This window comes from Fibrobacter succinogenes (assembly GCF_902779965.1).
GTDB classification, from domain to species: Bacteria; Fibrobacterota; Fibrobacteria; order Fibrobacterales; family Fibrobacteraceae; genus Fibrobacter; species Fibrobacter succinogenes_F.
The window spans coordinates 40,185-57,317 of the sequence record NZ_CACZDK010000033.1 but is presented as its reverse complement, the minus strand read 5'-3'; the positions used below and the strand labels follow the sequence as shown (position 1 = coordinate 57,317).

Sequence of the window (17,133 nt, the reverse complement as noted above, 5' to 3'; positions counted from 1 at the left end):
CTTGGAACATTTCCAAGGCTTTTGCCCACTCTTCTTCTGTGTGTTTCTTATACATGAAAACCCCGAAAGTTGTGTCCAACTTTCGGGGTTCACATCAAATGACGGGGCCATTTTTGCACATATACTTTAATTCAAAATAAATTTTATCTTCATATTTAACACCTTTTTATTCATTTATTTCGTTATAATAGAAGAGTCCCTCATAGATGAATTCGCACAGAATTTTCGACTAGACCTAACAAAATACTTATCGTTACAATACATATCGTCAATTTCAAAATCCGCAAGAACAAAGCAAGAATCATCAACAGACACATTTAAAAGAAGTGAATCGTTATTTACCTCTGATTCATAAAACTTGGAAACCGAATCTATTTTTTCTATTTCATTTCTTTCATTCACTCTCCATTTTTTCATTGTCGAATCTACTGTTAAAGCAAAACTATATGCTTCCTTTTTTTTTAATCCAATCATTATAAGGCATTTTATGGATTGAAAAATGACCATTCTGTATTTCCAATGTATCATTCAAGGAATCAATAACAATCTTTGAAAATACAGAATCTTTTCGAAGATCCAAAACAACCTTACTCGTTGCAGAGAATGTCAAAGTTGTATTCTTTTCATAAACACCATTATAAAAATACCTATCAAACGCATAATATTTTGTCAAGAGCACGTCATGTCCAAAGTTGCCTGAATCTGAAGAGCAACCAGCATTCCATTCTTCTGTAGAGCAACCCCAAAAAACAAATATACTAAGAATCAGTAACAGGACCTTCATTTTACATCCCCATCCAATTTATAATTTCTTTCAAAACAATACTCCAATATTGCATTTTTTGTTATCATAATTGGGCCAAGAATTCCTTTTGAAGAATTATTATTATCGTCATCTATTGTAATAAATTGTCTTTTAATATATAAATTTACACAAATAAAATCAAGATTTTATGTATAAACAAATTGTACTGCCAAAACTCCTCACCACCGGCGCTATTGTGGAGAAGATCGTGGGCAGTGGGAAGTAGGCGGTAGGAAGTAGGAAGTTGGCAGTAAACAGTGGTTAGTAAACAGTGTTTACGTCATTGCGACCCTCGTAGAGGGGAAGCAAGCCATCCCATAGATGTATGAAGTGAAAGCATCCTCGGAGCCGTCATCCTCCACTAGGAGATCCATACAGTTCTGAATACGCTTGTATTTTATGCACACGATGTGAGAACGCAAAAAAGGTGGCCTGAAGCCACCTTTTGATTTTATGAAATAATGGATACCCTCCCAAACGTAGATACGAGAAATGATGGTTTCCCTCCCTTCGGTCGAGAATGACAAGCTCCGAGGATGACAGGGTCGAGAATGACAACAAAGGAAAGGAAGACTCTACTAAGTTCTAAGCTCTAAGAGGTCGCCTAATGGCGACCGAGCCAAGTTCTAGACACGCTTGCCTTCGCGCTTGTAGCGTTCGATGCATTCCTGATAGAAGTCGAATGTCTGCTTGGCAATCGTCTTCCAGCTGAACACGTCAATAGCGCGCTTGCGGCTGACTTCGCCCATTTTCTTCGCAAGTTCCGGATTTTCGAGAATCTTGTTAAGCTTGTTCGCAAAGTCCGTCTGGAAGGCCTTCGGGTCGGCCGGTTCAAAGTTCGTCGCAGACACAGCCTTGAGCGGCACAAGGTAACCCGTTTCGCCATCGACGATGATTTCCGGGATGCCACCGACTGCAGAACCCACAACCGGAGTGCCGCAGCTCATGGCTTCGAGGTTGATAATGCCGAACGGCTCGTAAAGCGACGGGGTCGCAAACACGGTCGCATGGCTATAGAGCACGCGGAGTTCCGTATGCGGTACAGCATCCTGAATCCAAACGACGCCATCACGCGTTGCCTGAACCTTTTCAATCAAGCTCTTGCATTCGTCGGCAAGTTCCTGCGTATCCGGCGCACCGGCGCAAAGCACAACCTGGGCGTTCTTGTCGATTTGCGGGATAGCCTGAATCAATTGGCTAATGCCCTTCTGGCGCGTAATGCGCCCCACGAACAGCACAAACGGACGCTTCGGATCCACGCCCCACTTCTTCAAGATTTCTTCATCGAAAGTAGGCTTGTAAAAGTCCGGATCGATACCATTGTAGATAACCTTCACACGATCTTCCGGCACACCATAAAGCTTCATCACATCGCGTTTCATGCCTTCGCTCACGGCAATCACACCATCAGCGGCTTCGTAAGCGGTGCGTTCAATCCAGCAACTCATGTTATAGCCGCCGACACCCAGCTGTTCGGCCTTCCACGGACGGTGCGGTTCGAGCGAATGCGTTGTGAGAATGAGCGGGCACTGCAAAAGGCGACTTGCCACCACGCCACCGAAATGGCTATACCACGTATGGCAATGAATCACATCGATATCCTTGAGCGAAGACATCCACTGAAGATTGATGTCCAGCGGCTTCAAGATTTTCTTGAAACGTTCGTCTGCCGGATTGTGTTCGAGCTTCTGGCTAAAACCAATGGCACGAATATTGTCAGCATCGTCGTTCTGCGGGCCAAAGCAGCGGGCTTCGATGTGGCAGAGCTTCGAAAGTTCCTGACTCAAGAACTTGACGTGAATACCTGCACCGCCATAGATTTCTGGCGGAAACTCATTAGTAAGGATAGCAGCGTTCATAATACAGCAAACAGTGTTTAGTGGGCAGTGGTTAGGTAGGTGTCCGCAAACTGTTTTCACTGATAATATTAAAAATTTAAACCCTGAAAATCAATAGTTTCACTGTAGCAAACTATTGAATTGTCTCCTTCATCACTTTACAAATTCTTGCGCTTTTTCAATATTGCGAATAATCTTTGCCGGAACGCCATTTCGCTTGGCAAATTTTGGCCACTGGCGCACGGCATCTTCGACTTCGGCAAGGATTTTCTTAAAACGCCCCTGTTTGAGCCCTGCGAATTTCGCAACCGCCTTGAAATCGTCAAGTGTAAATCCGCTGCGCTTACCATTGAACGTCATCTGGTGCGAACCCGTCCATGCCCCCTCTGGATTGTAGGCGTAAGTCATATCGAACGCCGGCGCAAGCGTCCACACGCCACGCTTATCCATGAGGAACCCGATATTTTTCGCATGATCATCCTGGTTCCTTGCGCAAATGTTGAACACCGCACGGCGATACATTTCTTCCAAGGCATCGTAACCCAAACCGAGCCGTTTGACAATATCCAACGCTTGTTCGTAACTATACGCTCCGGGCAAATTAAAATCGTAATGGGCAAGTCCGCAAAGCGACTGGTAATGCAATTTTTTCCCACCATCCAAACGGTCAAATCTTCGCGTCATAAAGTGCTTATGACCAGAGCATTCATAAAGTCTGCATTCCGTCATGTCAATGCCCGCGGACTTCACCATCTGCGAATACGAGTATTCAATGGCGCCATAACCGAACAGATCAGCGGATTCCTTGTCGCTATTGTTCTCGACATCATCGAGTTTCAAAAGCCAATAACTGAATTCAGGCGAAGTCGCCACTTGCCCCGAACGCATCTCACCTGTTTTTTCATTGTAAGCCACGAGAATTTTTGCACGGGCGCCGCCCGCTGAAGTTCCTACGCGCAGAATTTCCTCAAAGGACTTTTGCTTTTTTCGGCTCAGCGATTTCGTCGAAAAAGTTTTTCGTTGATTCAAGACTTCGGCCGCAAAGGATCTCAAGTTTTCAACATCCAGCGATTCGCTTTCTGCAGAATCGGGCCCAAGCAAAGGCAAAAACTCCAATGCCCCCATGCCGCGGTTTCCCGTATAGCAAAGGCGTTCGAGTGCGGTAAAGCTTTCAGGATCACGCCCTTGTCGCACAAGCCAGGAATCAATTACTTTGTTTCCAAATTTATCTGGTATAGAGTCCACAAAAAGTCCTGGCAAGCCATGGAACGTCCGCGAAAGCAACGGGAACGAATAAATCTGCTTGGACACCGGCATCACCATCGGCGATGGCTCCACACCTGCCCCGACAAAAGTCGGAGCATATTCGAAACGGGCAACAGTCTCACCCTTTTCCATCGAGAGCGCCCCGATAGTCGTTCCCCAAAGTTTGACTTCAACCGCAATCATATCTTACCGCTACTTATCCTCGTCCCAAACCCAAGCTGTTTTGCGCTCTTGCATATCGCCATCGGAATCATCGTCAAAAGCAGTATATTCAGCGGAATTATCCGCAACAGCATTGCTAACCCGAGCCTTTTTGCCCGACGTTCTTGCCCGCTGACGGAGCTTCATTTTGCCCATGTACAAAAGTTGCATCGGTGAAGGGGTTTCATCAGGGAATATGTTCAAAAACACATCTACATTGCCGCAAGCACGCAATACCTTGACCAAGTTCAAAACCTGCACTGATTCACCACGTTCAATGCGCTCCACCGTTCCCTTGCCAACGCCAGCTTTTTTAGCAAGATCCGCCTGGGTCCAGTTATTCCTGACCCTAAACGACGCCAATCGCTTTCCCAAAAGAGCAAGAATCGATTCATCCGTCTGTGCAGAATATTGCGAATGAAGCTTTTCCATAAACACACCCTCCGTTTATAATCAATATACTATTTTTTTCCGAAAAACACAATTAATAATTCTCTAATATTACAGAATATATATCAAAATATACAGTTTTCTCTTTAAAATAAGAGAATTATTTTCACAGCAGCCAACAAATCATTTTCCCCCAAAGTCATTCCATAACACAAAACAAACGTCCCGACCACAAGGATCGAGACGCTTGGTGTTTTGGAGTGTTTAGAATGAAAAATTAGAAGTTCTTACACTTGCCGTTCCAATTGCCATCGCCACCAATGATACGCTCATTAATGTACTTGCCACTGGCGCCGACAAAATCAGCCTTGCGGAAATCTTCGCCACCGAGGTGCCAACGCATCCAGGCAACCGTTGCAGCCATGCCGCCCCACGGACCAGAACCATGCCCCCAGTCAGCGCCTTCCATCATGATCAAGCAAGCCGGAGCCTTCACGCCGCCATTGTTGTAGTCGGCTTCGGCATTCGGGCGTTCCATACCGTTGTTTCCATAGACAATGCCAATGGTCTTATCGGTCGGAACCTTCGCCATTGCAGAATGACCAAGGTCACCGCTATTGTTGAGCATGGCGGTAATCACGCGCTTGTCCTGAATCACCATCTGTTCGGATTCGAGGCCGCCCATGGAGTGGCCGGAGCAACCGACCTTCGTCATGTCAAGTTTCTGGTAAAGCGGATCGTTCGGATCGTTATTCTTCTTTTCGAGCCAATCAAGAGCAGGCTTGCCCTGAGAAGCGTTACCCGGAGATTCGCGGAGCGCAATCACAACAAAGCCATGAGAAGCGAGACGATGGATCATTCCACCATATGCGCCCGGTTCAGTACCGCCACCCGGTCCCCAAACGACAACAGCATGCTTCTTGTCGCTAGAAAGGCGTTTCGGATAAGCAAGAATTCCACCGCCGTCAAAACCGGTATGTTCGATGTAGTTGACTTCCATCTGGTCCTTTTCTTCTTCCTTACCATCGGCAAGGAAAATGCCGGACTGTTTCGGGGCTTCGCTCGAAGATGATTCGACCTTTTTTTCGGAGCTAGATGAGCTAACAGCAGGGACCTTTTCAGAACTGGAGCTTTCAACCTTAGCTTCGCTAGAGGAACTTGCCGGAGCAACATCTGCGCTAGATGATGGAGCCGCTACAGAGCTGGAGCTTGCGGCAACATCAGCAGAAGATTCCGGATTATGAGCAGTCGCGCTGCTAGATTCTGCAGCAGAGGAAATTTCGGTGCCACCTTGCTGGTTTAATTCACCACCCTGAACATCGGATGTAGAACTAGACGAATCATCGACCAGCTGAACTTCTGCAGCAGAGCTAGACGAAAGTCCGCTATAATTCGAAATTGCAGATGTGGCAGCATCGTCACCACAATTGAAGAAGGCTAGCGAGCTCGCTAACACCATTGTCTTTAAGAGTTTGGATTTCATTTTTTGTTCTCCTATTTACCATAACCTGATTAGAAATTACCTTATATTTCCGCAGGTTTTCTTCATTTTGAACAAAGTCTCGTGGATAAAAAATCCAAGCAGTTAATTTATTTAAAACACACCATCTGCAAATGGTTTAATTTTCAAAATTACAATTCGCAAAAAGTAAAATCTAATTTATTGCAAATAAAAAAAATCCCGACCGCATGGATCGGGACTTTTTGGTTGTTGGAGTGTGGAAATTTCTATTGTTTAATTAGAAGTTCTTGCACTGGGTTTTCCATTTACCCTGCTTGCCAATAATGGAGCCGTCAATGTACTTGCCACTGCTGCCGACGAAATCAGTCTTGCGTTCCGTTTCGCCACCGAGATGCCAACGCATCCATGCAACAGTTGCAGCCATGCCGTCCCAAGAGCCGGAACCGTGACCGTAACCGCCTTCGGAGTTACGCGGGCCACCCGTCATTTCGATGAGGCAAGCCGGAGCCTTCACGCCAGCGTTGTTGTAGTCGTTCTTGGCGTTGTCCTTTTCCATACCGACTTCACCGAAAAGAATTGCAATCGTTCTGTCCGTTGCGACCTTGTTGGCACCTGCACCATTCCAGTCACCACTGTTGTTGAGGAACGCCGTAAGCACGCGCTTGTCCTTGATAACAGCCTGTTCAGATTCGAGACCGCCCATGGAGTGGCCGGAGCAACCGACAACATTCATGTCGAGCTTGCCAAACAGCGGGCTATTCTGATCCTTGTTCTGCTTGTCGAGCCAATCCAAGGCCTTGATAGCCTGAGAAGCATCACCCGGAGATTCCTTGAGGGCGATTACCACAAAGCCATGAGAAGCCAAGCGACGGATCATGCCTTCGTATGCGCCCGGTTCGGTACCGCCGCCCGGTCCCCAAACCACGACACCGTGCTTCTGCGTCGAAGAAAGCTGCTTCGGATACGAGAGGATTCCACCGCCATCCCAGCCGGTGCGAGTCTTGTATTCCACTTGCATCTGGTCCTTTTCTTCTTCCTTACCGCTAGCAAGGAAAATGCCCTTCGGGGCTTCGGCACTAGAACTAGATTCTACCTTCTTTTCGGAGCTGGAGCTTTCCACCTTTGCAGAGCTAGATGATGCCAGAGCCTTCTCGGAGCTGGAACTTACGACAGGAGCCTTATCAGAGCTAGAGGCCGGATTTTGCACATCGGCGCTGGATGCAGGATCCTGAACGTCAGCACTGGAGCCCGGTGCAACATCGCTGCTAGATGTCGGATTCGAGCCCGAGCCGCAAGCATCAGGCAAGCTAGAAGCCAAGCAACTTTCATCAACACTGCTAGAGCTAAGCGTTTCAGCCGTCCCCGTAGAACTGGACGAAACTCCAGAGATTTCGCCCTGTTGCTGACCAGCTTGTTCCGCAGAGCTAGAAGAGGCCCCATCGCCCAGCTGGACTTCACCAGAACTAGACGAAAGTTCTCCATAATTGGAAATAGCAGATGAGACTGATTCATCTCCGCAATTGAAGAATGCCAGTGAGCTCACCAACACCATCGTTTTTAAGATTTTTGATTTCATCTTTGTACTCCTCATTTTTTCAAAAACCTTACAACCCATCCATTAGCCTTTAAGGAGGCTATTTTTTAAACTAAATCAAAAAGAGAGGAGGATTTATATATGTAAAATTCCTTTTATTGACAAAAAATCCATAACGCCCCTAAAAAAAGAAAAGCCGGAACGAAAGTATCCGGCAAAACTGCGTAAAACAAAATTTCAGCCCCCAAATTTCGCCCGGTTTTAATCCGGGATAGGGCCCCAAAAAGCATTATGGACTATCTAGGAGCGTAAATGCGGGACATGAACTCAGCGCGAGTCTTTTCGTCGGTCTTGAAACGACCCAAAAGCTGCGTCGTGACCATCATGGCACCCGGCTTTTTCACACCGCGCATCGTCATGCACATATGGCTCGCTTCCAAAACGACCGCGACACCCTTCGGCTGGAGCACTTTCTGGATGAGTTCTGCAATCTGGCGCGTCATGCGTTCCTGGATCTGCGGCATGCGGGCGTAATATTCCACCACGCGCGGAATCTTCGAGAGGCCGACCACGCAATCACCCGGGATATAGGCCACGTGGGCCTTGCCCGTGAACGGCAAAAAGTGGTGTTCGCACATGCTTGCAAACTGGATGTCCGGCACGATAATCATTTCATCGTACTTCTCGTGGAAGCGGGTCTTGAGGATGTCTTCGGCCTTCATTTCGCCCGTAAGGCTTGTCATGAGCTCAGCGTACATCTTAGCAACACGCTTCGGCGTATCGATAAGGCCTTCACGGTTCGGGTCTTCGCCCATGCCTTCCAGAATCATCCGGAAGCCGTCTTCCATTTTCTTAAAATCCATAATGTACCCGCAAGCTATGAGGTATGAGGTCGGCCGCCTTCGGCATCCTTTGAGGTATAGAAAACACCAAGAATCACCAAGGCGGTGTAAAGATAGAAAAAAGTTAAATCGATAATCTCTAGTAACTATTGACTAGTATCTAGTAACTGCGGCATAGCCGCTACACCCACTCGACTTCGTTACCGACGCGAGGCGTTTCCGTACGGTTCGGGAGTCCCGATTCCGTATCAGCATAGCCAATTGCAACAGAGGCGTAAACGCGTTCATCTTCCTTAAGGCCGAGGCCGCGCAAGTATGAGAGAAGCGTCGGGTCTTCGTTCAGCCACTTGAGCTGATTGATATAGCAACTGCCGAGGTCGAGTTCATTTGCGGCAAGCATCATGTTTTCGACAGCGCAGGCGACATCGGCCATATTGTTACCGTATTCCTTCTTGTTCGCAACGACGATAAGCACAGGCGCCGTGTAGCAGAAAGAATAATTGCCCTTGCGCGAAAGCGTGATGGAATTCTTGAGGCTCTTGTAAAGGTCATCACGAAGTTCCATCGCAGCAAATGCGGACTGCACAAGTTCCTTGAGCTTTGCAATCACCGCCGCATCCGAAATCACAAAGAAGTGGTTCGTTTGGCAATTTCCGCCGGTCGGGCCGAACTGCCCTGCTTCGACAATGGCTTGCAATTTTTCGATTTCAACAGGCTGAGCCTTGAACTTCCGCGTACTGCGACGCGTCTTGATATTTTCCAGTGTATTCATATTTTAAATGTAATATTATTCTTCTGGCTTTTCTATGCTTTTCAAAATCCATTCACCACTTAAAGACGGCACAAAGTTATAAACAGTCCCATCAAGATCCACAGAATAATTATAGGGGCTATTAAGCGTTCCCCCAGCAAAACGGCTCAAGTCTAGAGGGTCCGGCAACGAACACTTTTCCGTTTCTTTCAATTTAACCATTCCCCAACGCAATCCGTCTCCATCCTTGACACACCCCCAAAGCGCCGAGGTTTTCTCGTTCCAATGCAAGGTTTCATTCGAAAGAGTATCGCAACTACCAATGCTATCGCGATACGCATAGCCGACTGACGTTACAGAATCTACAGCAAACCACATGTTCAACGCCGTGCATTGATAGTATTTCCCGTCGTACCCTTTTACGGTATTAAGCAACTCCCAGGTACAAATATCCCCAGCCTTTTCTGGAGGCGTAAGTTTTTCCTTGTCTACAGAATGCCATTCGCCATCCTCGCACATGTAAAATTCGCCATCGTAAACTTTTTTCAGATAGTTATAGGTGAAAACATTTTCACACGTATCCATGTTAATCACAGGAGGAATCACTTCTGCACTATCAAGCTTGCGCCATTTGTACACCGCGCTGGAATCGTCCTTTTTCTCATCACTCTTTTCACAAATAAAATAATTCGCACTATCTCTAGATACTTTTTTTAGCGTCTTGGCAGTGCACGGTTCTCCCGCATAGACAGGCCAAGGGATTTCAGCCCACACGGTATCGCCAGCACCGTAATCAGCAAAATTACGGCACCCATAATAAATCCCGAGGTACTTCCCTCTCACATTATCCTTTGCACAGTGGCCGATATGATACGTCAACGAATCCACCTCAAGCCATTTTGAATTAATGCACTGCACATATAATTCATCCAGCTTTTTCGTAGCGCCATAACCATTGGTATAGCACCCTCCAAATTTTTCGACCGCTTTCGCTTCGATATATTTTGCAAAAATCGCAGAATCTTTTCGAGAGACTTCTTTGCCGGCGTACTTATCGTTCCAGGCGCAATTATTCGATTTGTCGCATTCGCAAATAAACAACGAATCCCTCGCAAAAACAGCTTCGCCATTCTTGGAACTCACACAAGATCCATAATAGCTATACAGCAGTTCATCATGGTGCACATTCTTTTTCCAAATGTTCGAGCCATTTTCGCATAAATATTCACTATCCTTATACACGGCAAGAGACTTTGTCATACGCAGGCACAGTCCAATAGTATCTTCGATGGGATTTTTTAATCTCCATTGTGCATCATACTCGCTATAGCCATCACGGTCATAATAAAAGCATTCCCCATAAAACTTACTAGACTTTTTTTCGATTCTCACAGAATCTTTCGTCGTGAATTTTATTTCATAAACTTGGCTAAAAAAGTCCTTCTGCATATTCTTCAAGCCCACGGCTGTATCCCTCGAAATACTTCGAAATACAGTCTCGTGCGAACCTGTATCAGGAACATTTTCAAAAGTCGAAAGCCACGCATCAGCAGCTGTAATAGCCATCGCCGAATCCACTAAGCTCTTCTCGCCATAGTATTCGCGCAACTTCTTAAAGTCGTTATAGAACAGGCTATCTGAAATCTCGTGACGACAAAGAACATATATAAGCAAATCATCAAATCCAATGTTGTAAGAAGGGAATTCATAGGTCTTGATTGTATACGCGCTGAGGCCAAATCTTTTCGACATCTCGTTCAACACCGAATCCTCGGCATCTGCAAAACTGTAGCCTTCCTTCTTTACAAAATGTTCAATGCGCGAAGCCGCAAGTGCCATAAAAATATTTTGACTATTTTCGTTATAACGCGACGTCCCTAAACGGTAATACTGCGAAAATTCCATCTTAGATTTTTCACCATACGGGAACTCCGTTACAATCCTCAAAAGTGGATATTCAATTTCCTGAGAACTCATAGAAAAACGGTTCCCCTTCCAATCCGTAGAATCCTTCGACAGCTCAATCGTATCCACGGCATTCAGTTGCTCATCGACAACCTCAACACGAACCGCCGAAGGCTTCATCGTCGGCAAATACTCGACAACAACACTTATCGAGTGTGGCGAATACTGATATCCGGTTTCGTCAAAACGGGCAATGACACCACCTTCATCATTATCAGAACAAGCGGCAAAACACAAAGCCGCAAACATCGTCAAAACAAAACTTTTAAAATTCATCATACCGCCTATTCGCCCTCGACTAAACGCCATTTATTCGCATACGAGCCCGCATACCATTTGCAACTCACAGATACGCTATCGAGCTTTTTTACTTCGCCGTCATGCTCACTCGAACACTTCCCAAATTCTCGAACCGCTTTTGCATTCAACACTGAGTTATACAGCTTATCACCTTTCTGGAACACCGTATTTACATACTTGTCCGTCCAGTCACACTTATTCGAGCTATCACATTCGCAAACAAATAGAGAATCTCCTAAACAACCCGATTCACCATCGGATATAGACCGCCCCCTACAATATCCATACATTTTATTCAAAATAGTATCACGATTAGATTCTACATTCCACACCGCAGAGCCAAGCCTGCAGCGATAATAAGCGCCATTGCTCACAGCAGCAGAATCCTTTCCATACAAACAAATTCCAATTGAATCTTCTAGCAATGTTTGCAGGCGCCAAAAGCCAAGAGCCTTATCATAGACAAAGGTACGTCCATAATACAAGCTAGACTTGTTTTCAATACGGGAATATATTTCTGAACCCGTTTCCCAGACCTCCGTGGTCAACTGCACAGGAGCTCCATAGGCACGCCTAAGAAGGTTATAATCACAGCAGCTCACCCCAAAGACAGAATCCCTCGACAAACTTTTAAATTGAGTATGCCCATCCATATCGTCAAAAACTTCAAAAGTCGAAAGCCACGCATCCGCAGACTTTACAAGCAAAGCGGAGTCCGCAATTCCCGACTTGGCAAACTTTTCACGATATTCCTTGAACGTGCTATAGAAAACGCTATCCGAAATTTCATGGCGGCAATAAATGTACATCAAGAGCCCGTTAAGCCTAGCCTCGTTTGCAATATACTCATAGACATACATTTCATAAGACATGACATCGGACATCGTATTAAACGATTGACGCATTTCATAAATCGCCCGCGCCCGCGCCGAGTCGAAATCCAGTTCCTTTTCACGCATCAACGTTTCAATACGCCCAGACATCACCGCCTCTGGGAGATTCAGCGCGATGTCAATATTGTATTCTCTCAAGCGCACATACTGCGCGAATTCCATCTTTGCATTTTTATCCAGCGGGAACACCGGCACAATCTTTACAAACGGGAATTCATAATCACGATCATCCACCTTAAAGGCATACTCCCCGTCATCATTCTTTTCAACCGGCACTTCAATAGAATCGATAGGATTGAGCTTTGCATCAACGCTTACAATCTTGACCTTTTCCGGTTTCAGGTCTTTCAGGTATTTGACCGTTCCACGCAAAAACGTGGGGGAATACTGGACGCCATCATCGTAGCGAGCAATGACTTCGTCATCGCCATCAATGCTAGAGCATGCGACCACCCCCAAAACAAGAAACAGCAAAGACGCTTTTACAAAGTTCATCACAAACCTCTAGTTTTCGTCCTTATAAAGTTCCAGATCCGACTCATTTGCAATTTGCCAGTAATACAGTTCCTTACCTTCCGTAACAATCCTACGGCAAACAAAGAATTCTTCACCGTACTTCTTTATTTCCTTTTCGTTTTTGGAAGTGCAGGAGTCGCCCTTCACGACAGGCGCATAAACGTCCTCTTCTGAGACCTCGTTCCATTTTTCATTTTTACAATGGAAATACTTGTCATCATATTTTTTATAGATATCGGCAGTCACCCAGTTGCACAAGTCCCCTTTTACATCGGCATACGTGCACCGTTCCCACTTCTCTCCGCCATAAGCCCTGCACTTATAGTAATCACCATTTTCCATCTGGCCAAATTCATCCCTATTGGAACTATTTTTGCAAATTCCCATGTAGTATGAGAGCGTATCGACTTTAAGCCACTTTGACCAGTGACAACGCACTAGAATACTATCCATCACATGCTTTTCGCCATCATGTCCCCTGCATTCGCCATAAAGCTGTGTAGCCAAGACACTGACCGTCGGCGTATCCAGCACGGTTGCCTTAAAGTCCTTTTTGACTTCGGTCCAATTGCACTTGTTCGCAGATTCACAATCGCAAACATACATATTATCTTTATAGAAACCTATTTCGCCATAATCGCCATAAGATTTTCCCTCACACCTGATGTACTTGTAGCTCAAAATGGTATCCACATCGCTTACAGGTTCCCACACAAACGATTCATCGCGGCATAAATAAAAGACCCCATCAAGTTCCGCATAACGACTCCTGAAATACAGACAGGCACCAATCTTTTCTTCAAGCGGGGCCTTCAGGCGCCATCCGCAAGAACTCAAGTTGCATCTTTCCTCATAGACAAACATACGTCCATTGTATTCGCTATGTTCATTTTCAATCTTGACGGAATCTTTCCAGGCAGCATCAAACCCATATGCCCATTTAAAGAAGGCCGTATCCAAACGTTTCAGAACTGAAAACGTATCGCGACTTGAACTTTTAAAAAGTTCACGCTCCATAGAATCCGACGAAATCTTAAAAGTCGAAAGCCAGGCATCGGCCGCTCGCACCTTTATCGAAGCGCTAACCGTCCCATCCTTAGCAAAGGAATCACGCAGTTCCTTGAAGTCGCTATAGAACAAGCTATCCGAGATTTCATGCCTGCAAAGGATGTAACCCCATAGGTCAAAAAGTCCCTGTTTTCCATAATCATCGCGGTCGTAAAAAGCCCTACTTTCAGGACTTCCAATAGATTCTCCCAATGCATTGTTGAGTTCCTTGTAAGCCTGTTCTTTCGCATCACGCAGGCAAAGGCCCTTATTACGGACTAGTGTTTCAACACGTCCAGAAATCAAGGCGCCATAGAACTGCAAAAAGATATTCGAGTTATACCTTTGCAAGTTCAAATACTGCGGAAACTCCATTTTCCCGTTTTTTCCTAGCGGGAAAATCGTCACGAGTTTCACATACGGGTATTCGTAGTCACGTGAGCCCACCTTGAATCCAGTAGAATTCCAATCCAGCGAATCTATCGGCACCTCAAAAGAATCCACCGGATTTAGCGATGCATCGACAACTACAATCCTGACAGACTCCGCCTTCATCGAAGGCATATACCCCACAATGCCATCTATTTCCGTCGGGGAATACTGGACTCCATTTTCATCGTAACGGGCAAGGATTTCTCCACCATCATTACCGTTATCAGAACATGCCATCAAAAACAACAGCGAAAAGAGCAACGCAAATGCAGCCTTAGACACTCTCATCATTTCTCCCTATTTTTTGTAAATATACAAACTCTATTTTGCACAGAGTATATAAAATAGATAATCCGGCCTTAAGGCCGGAGGGATTTTTGAAAGGAGGAACTATTTAACAAAATGGAGATTCCCGATTGTCATCCCGGACTTGTTCCGGGACGGGAATGACAGCGATTGCGAAATGTCCGCGGATTACTTATCCAGCGGGAGCATCAAGATTCTGGACTTGCGCTTTTGATTGTAATGTTCACGCTTGCTCTTTGGCAATTCTTCGATTGTTCCGTCTTCGAAACCAAGCTGGTAGAACCAATCGAGCGCCTGCGTCGTAAGCAGGAACAACTTCTTATAGCCCTTCATGCGGCCAAGCGAAATCAGGTGGCGCACAATCGCATCGCCAATACCCGACTTGCGGTAGTTCGCGCCAACGGCGATTCCTGCCACTTCGGCCATTCCGTCTTCGAATGCATGGAGCGCTCCGCAGCCGTGGATGCTATTGTCGATGCTATAGACAACATAATCTTCCAACTTTTCGGAAATGGAATCCTGCGTGCGCGGAACCAAATAGCCCTTTGCAATGTAGTCCTGCATAATGCGCAAGATATCCGGAATATCTTCGATATTCGCCGGGCGGATACACGAATACTGGTTCGCGTACACCATGGTTCCGTCACCACGCGCCGAGAAAACTTCTTGCAGAACGCTTCCCTGAAATTCACCGCTCAACAAATGCACACGGTTTGCACCGGCTTCGCAAGCATGGATGGCATTCATCAAGTAATCCATTTGCGCAAAGTCGAGCACATCGGAATTGAGTTCCAAAAGTTCCTTTGCCTGGTCCACATCCATTGCTGAAATGAGCCCGTTATCCGTCGGTTCCAGATACTTCGTGTTCTTGCCGGTCACAAGACCTTCAAGCTTGATGCCACTTTCACTTCCGATAAAGAAGAGCTTTCCGACCTTCAAGTATTTGCAAAGTTCCGTCGCCAGTTCCGTACTCGAAATGTTATATGCATGACCAATCTTGTTCCAGCCAATCGGCGGAATGATAGGCACAAACTTCTCGTCCATGAGCTGTTCCAGCAAATCGCGCTGGATGCGTTCGATGCGTCCGGTGCGCATATAATCGACACCGTTGATCACGCCCATGCTGCGCGCCAGAATCCAGTTGCCCTGAATGCCGCTGAGACCGCTCGCCGTAAGGTGGCTCATGATGCGCTGCGCAACACCCAAAGACGCCTGCTCCACAAGCGGGAGCGCTTCTTCGTTCGTAAGTCTTACGCCGTTATGGAATTCCGTTTCAAGGTCCCAGGCCTTGAGCTGAGCGTCAATGCTATTTCGCGTTCCCGGCACAATGATAATGCGAATGCCCGCCTTGTGCAAAAGGGCAATATCGCGCATCAGCACGGGGAACATCGGATGGTCCATCAAGCTATCGTCGATCTTCAAGACGAAAAGCTGGCCCTTGAACCTGTCCATGTAGCCAAACACTTCCCGGATGAATCCGGCCACTTCGAAGTGTTGAGAATAAAAATCAGACGCTGCGTTATTCATGGCCTAAAAAGTAGCAACAGAAAAAGCGAAGGACAGAACATCCTTCGCCATTTGAACAAATATTTAGCACTTTTCGTGCGAACCGGCTCTCGCCCACAAAGTTAATTATTGGAAGGGAACACCTGCAGCAATTCCACTTCGAATACCAAAAGCGAATTAGACGGAATAGATGGCGGAGCACCAGCTTCACCATAAGCAAGATGACTTGGAATCCAGGCCCTTACCTTTTCGCCAACTTTCATGTCCATGAGCAAATCCTGCCAGCCTTCAATCACAGCCGACACCTCAAACTCCATCGGGGCGCCGCGCTTGACGCTATTGTCAAATTCCGTTCCGTTGAGAAGAGTGCCCACATAATGAACTCGAACTTTATCGTTTGCCTTGGGCTTAACTCCAGTTCCTTCCTTGAGCATTAAATACTGCACACCTTTTTTCGTGACCCAGATTCGCGGATCCTGGATATTCTTTGCAAGGAATGCGGCCTGATCGCAAAGCGCCTTACGTGAAGCAGCCGACTCATCGATTTCCTTCTGCACCTGCATCTGGTTCAGCAGGTCTTGAAGAGCGGCCTCGGACTGCGAATCCGTCATGAGAACTTCACGGCTAGAATCAAGGACATCGCGCATGGCATCCACAAGGACATCAAACTTTACAGGCACGTTGATATTAGAAACGGCCCTGCCAAAATCAACACCGAGCGCATAACTATAGCGGTCAACGGCATTATTCAAGAACACTTTCTGCTCTTGAACTGGAGCAGGTTCTGGCAATGGCGACAAATCGGGAACAACGGGAGCCGGTTTCACGGCTGGAGCAGGTACAGGGCTCGGATTAACAGCTGGTGCAGGTTTACCACCACAGCAGGCTACAAGCCCATTCACCGCAAGAAATGCCAGCAAATAACAAATTTTTTTCATAAAAATGTTTCCAATCCTAAACTTTTAAAAAAAAGATACCTTTTTTGGCGAAAAAAAACGAAAAAATTTGTGACTTAAATCTCTAATTTTTACAATTGTAAAATAATTCACACATTTCCCCTTTAAAATTAGGTATTTATT

Annotated in this window: 13 protein-coding genes; all 13 read right to left on the bottom strand. The window is 46.2% G+C overall.

The features are described from left to right. Positions 1-442: 442 nt before the first annotated feature. Positions 443-784, bottom strand: coding sequence for a hypothetical protein (locus tag HUF13_RS13665; RefSeq protein WP_173475644.1), 342 nt, complete (start codon positions 782-784; stop codon positions 443-445). A 647-nt stretch (positions 785-1,431) separates the two neighbouring features. Further along, entirely contained in the window at positions 1,432-2,664 is a 1,233-nt protein-coding gene (gene glgA / locus HUF13_RS13660) for a glycogen synthase (protein WP_173475643.1), read from the bottom strand. Positions 2,665-2,796: 132 nt separating this feature from the next. Further along, entirely contained in the window at positions 2,797-4,092 is a 1,296-nt protein-coding gene (locus HUF13_RS13655; protein ID WP_173475642.1) for a type II toxin-antitoxin system HipA family toxin, read from the bottom strand. 9 nt (positions 4,093-4,101) lie between these two features. Next, complete coding sequence (locus HUF13_RS13650) at positions 4,102-4,542, bottom strand: helix-turn-helix domain-containing protein (protein WP_173475641.1); 441 nt, start codon at positions 4,540-4,542, stop codon at positions 4,102-4,104. A gap of 235 nt (positions 4,543-4,777) precedes the next feature. Further along, a complete protein-coding gene (locus HUF13_RS13645) occupies positions 4,778-5,983 on the bottom strand; it encodes an alpha/beta hydrolase (protein WP_173475640.1) in 1,206 nt (401 codons plus the stop codon). Between the two features lie 256 nt (positions 5,984-6,239). After that, on the bottom strand, positions 6,240-7,538 hold the full coding sequence (locus HUF13_RS13640; protein ID WP_173475639.1) for a S9 family peptidase: 1,299 nt from the start codon (positions 7,536-7,538) through the stop codon (positions 6,240-6,242). Positions 7,539-7,792: 254 nt separating this feature from the next. Further along, a complete protein-coding gene (gene folE, locus HUF13_RS13635) occupies positions 7,793-8,359 on the bottom strand; it encodes a GTP cyclohydrolase I FolE (protein ID WP_073425275.1) in 567 nt (188 codons plus the stop codon). Positions 8,360-8,519: 160 nt separating this feature from the next. Continuing rightward, the gene (locus HUF13_RS13630) at positions 8,520-9,110 is read right to left on the bottom strand and encodes a nitroreductase (protein WP_173475638.1); all 591 of its coding nucleotides are present in this window, start codon (positions 9,108-9,110) and stop codon (positions 8,520-8,522) included. 15 nt (positions 9,111-9,125) lie between these two features. Beyond that, a complete protein-coding gene (locus tag HUF13_RS13625) occupies positions 9,126-11,333 on the bottom strand; it encodes a hypothetical protein (protein WP_304039189.1) in 2,208 nt (735 codons plus the stop codon). Positions 11,334-11,338: 5 nt separating this feature from the next. Beyond that, positions 11,339-12,742 (bottom strand): hypothetical protein, encoded by a 1,404-nt coding sequence (locus HUF13_RS13620; RefSeq protein WP_173475637.1) that lies wholly within the window; start codon positions 12,740-12,742, stop codon positions 11,339-11,341. Between the two features lie 9 nt (positions 12,743-12,751). Then, positions 12,752-14,533 carry a hypothetical protein gene (locus tag HUF13_RS13615; protein ID WP_304039187.1) on the bottom strand — a complete coding sequence of 594 codons (1,782 nt, stop codon included), beginning with the start codon at positions 14,531-14,533 and terminating at the stop codon, positions 12,752-12,754. 183 nt (positions 14,534-14,716) lie between these two features. Then, positions 14,717-16,075 carry an amino-acid N-acetyltransferase gene (gene argA, locus HUF13_RS13610; RefSeq protein ID WP_173475636.1) on the bottom strand — a complete coding sequence of 453 codons (1,359 nt, stop codon included), beginning with the start codon at positions 16,073-16,075 and terminating at the stop codon, positions 14,717-14,719. A 101-nt stretch (positions 16,076-16,176) separates the two neighbouring features. After that, complete coding sequence (locus HUF13_RS13605) at positions 16,177-16,992, bottom strand: FKBP-type peptidyl-prolyl cis-trans isomerase (RefSeq protein ID WP_173475635.1); 816 nt, start codon at positions 16,990-16,992, stop codon at positions 16,177-16,179. Positions 16,993-17,133: the final 141 nt, after the last annotated feature.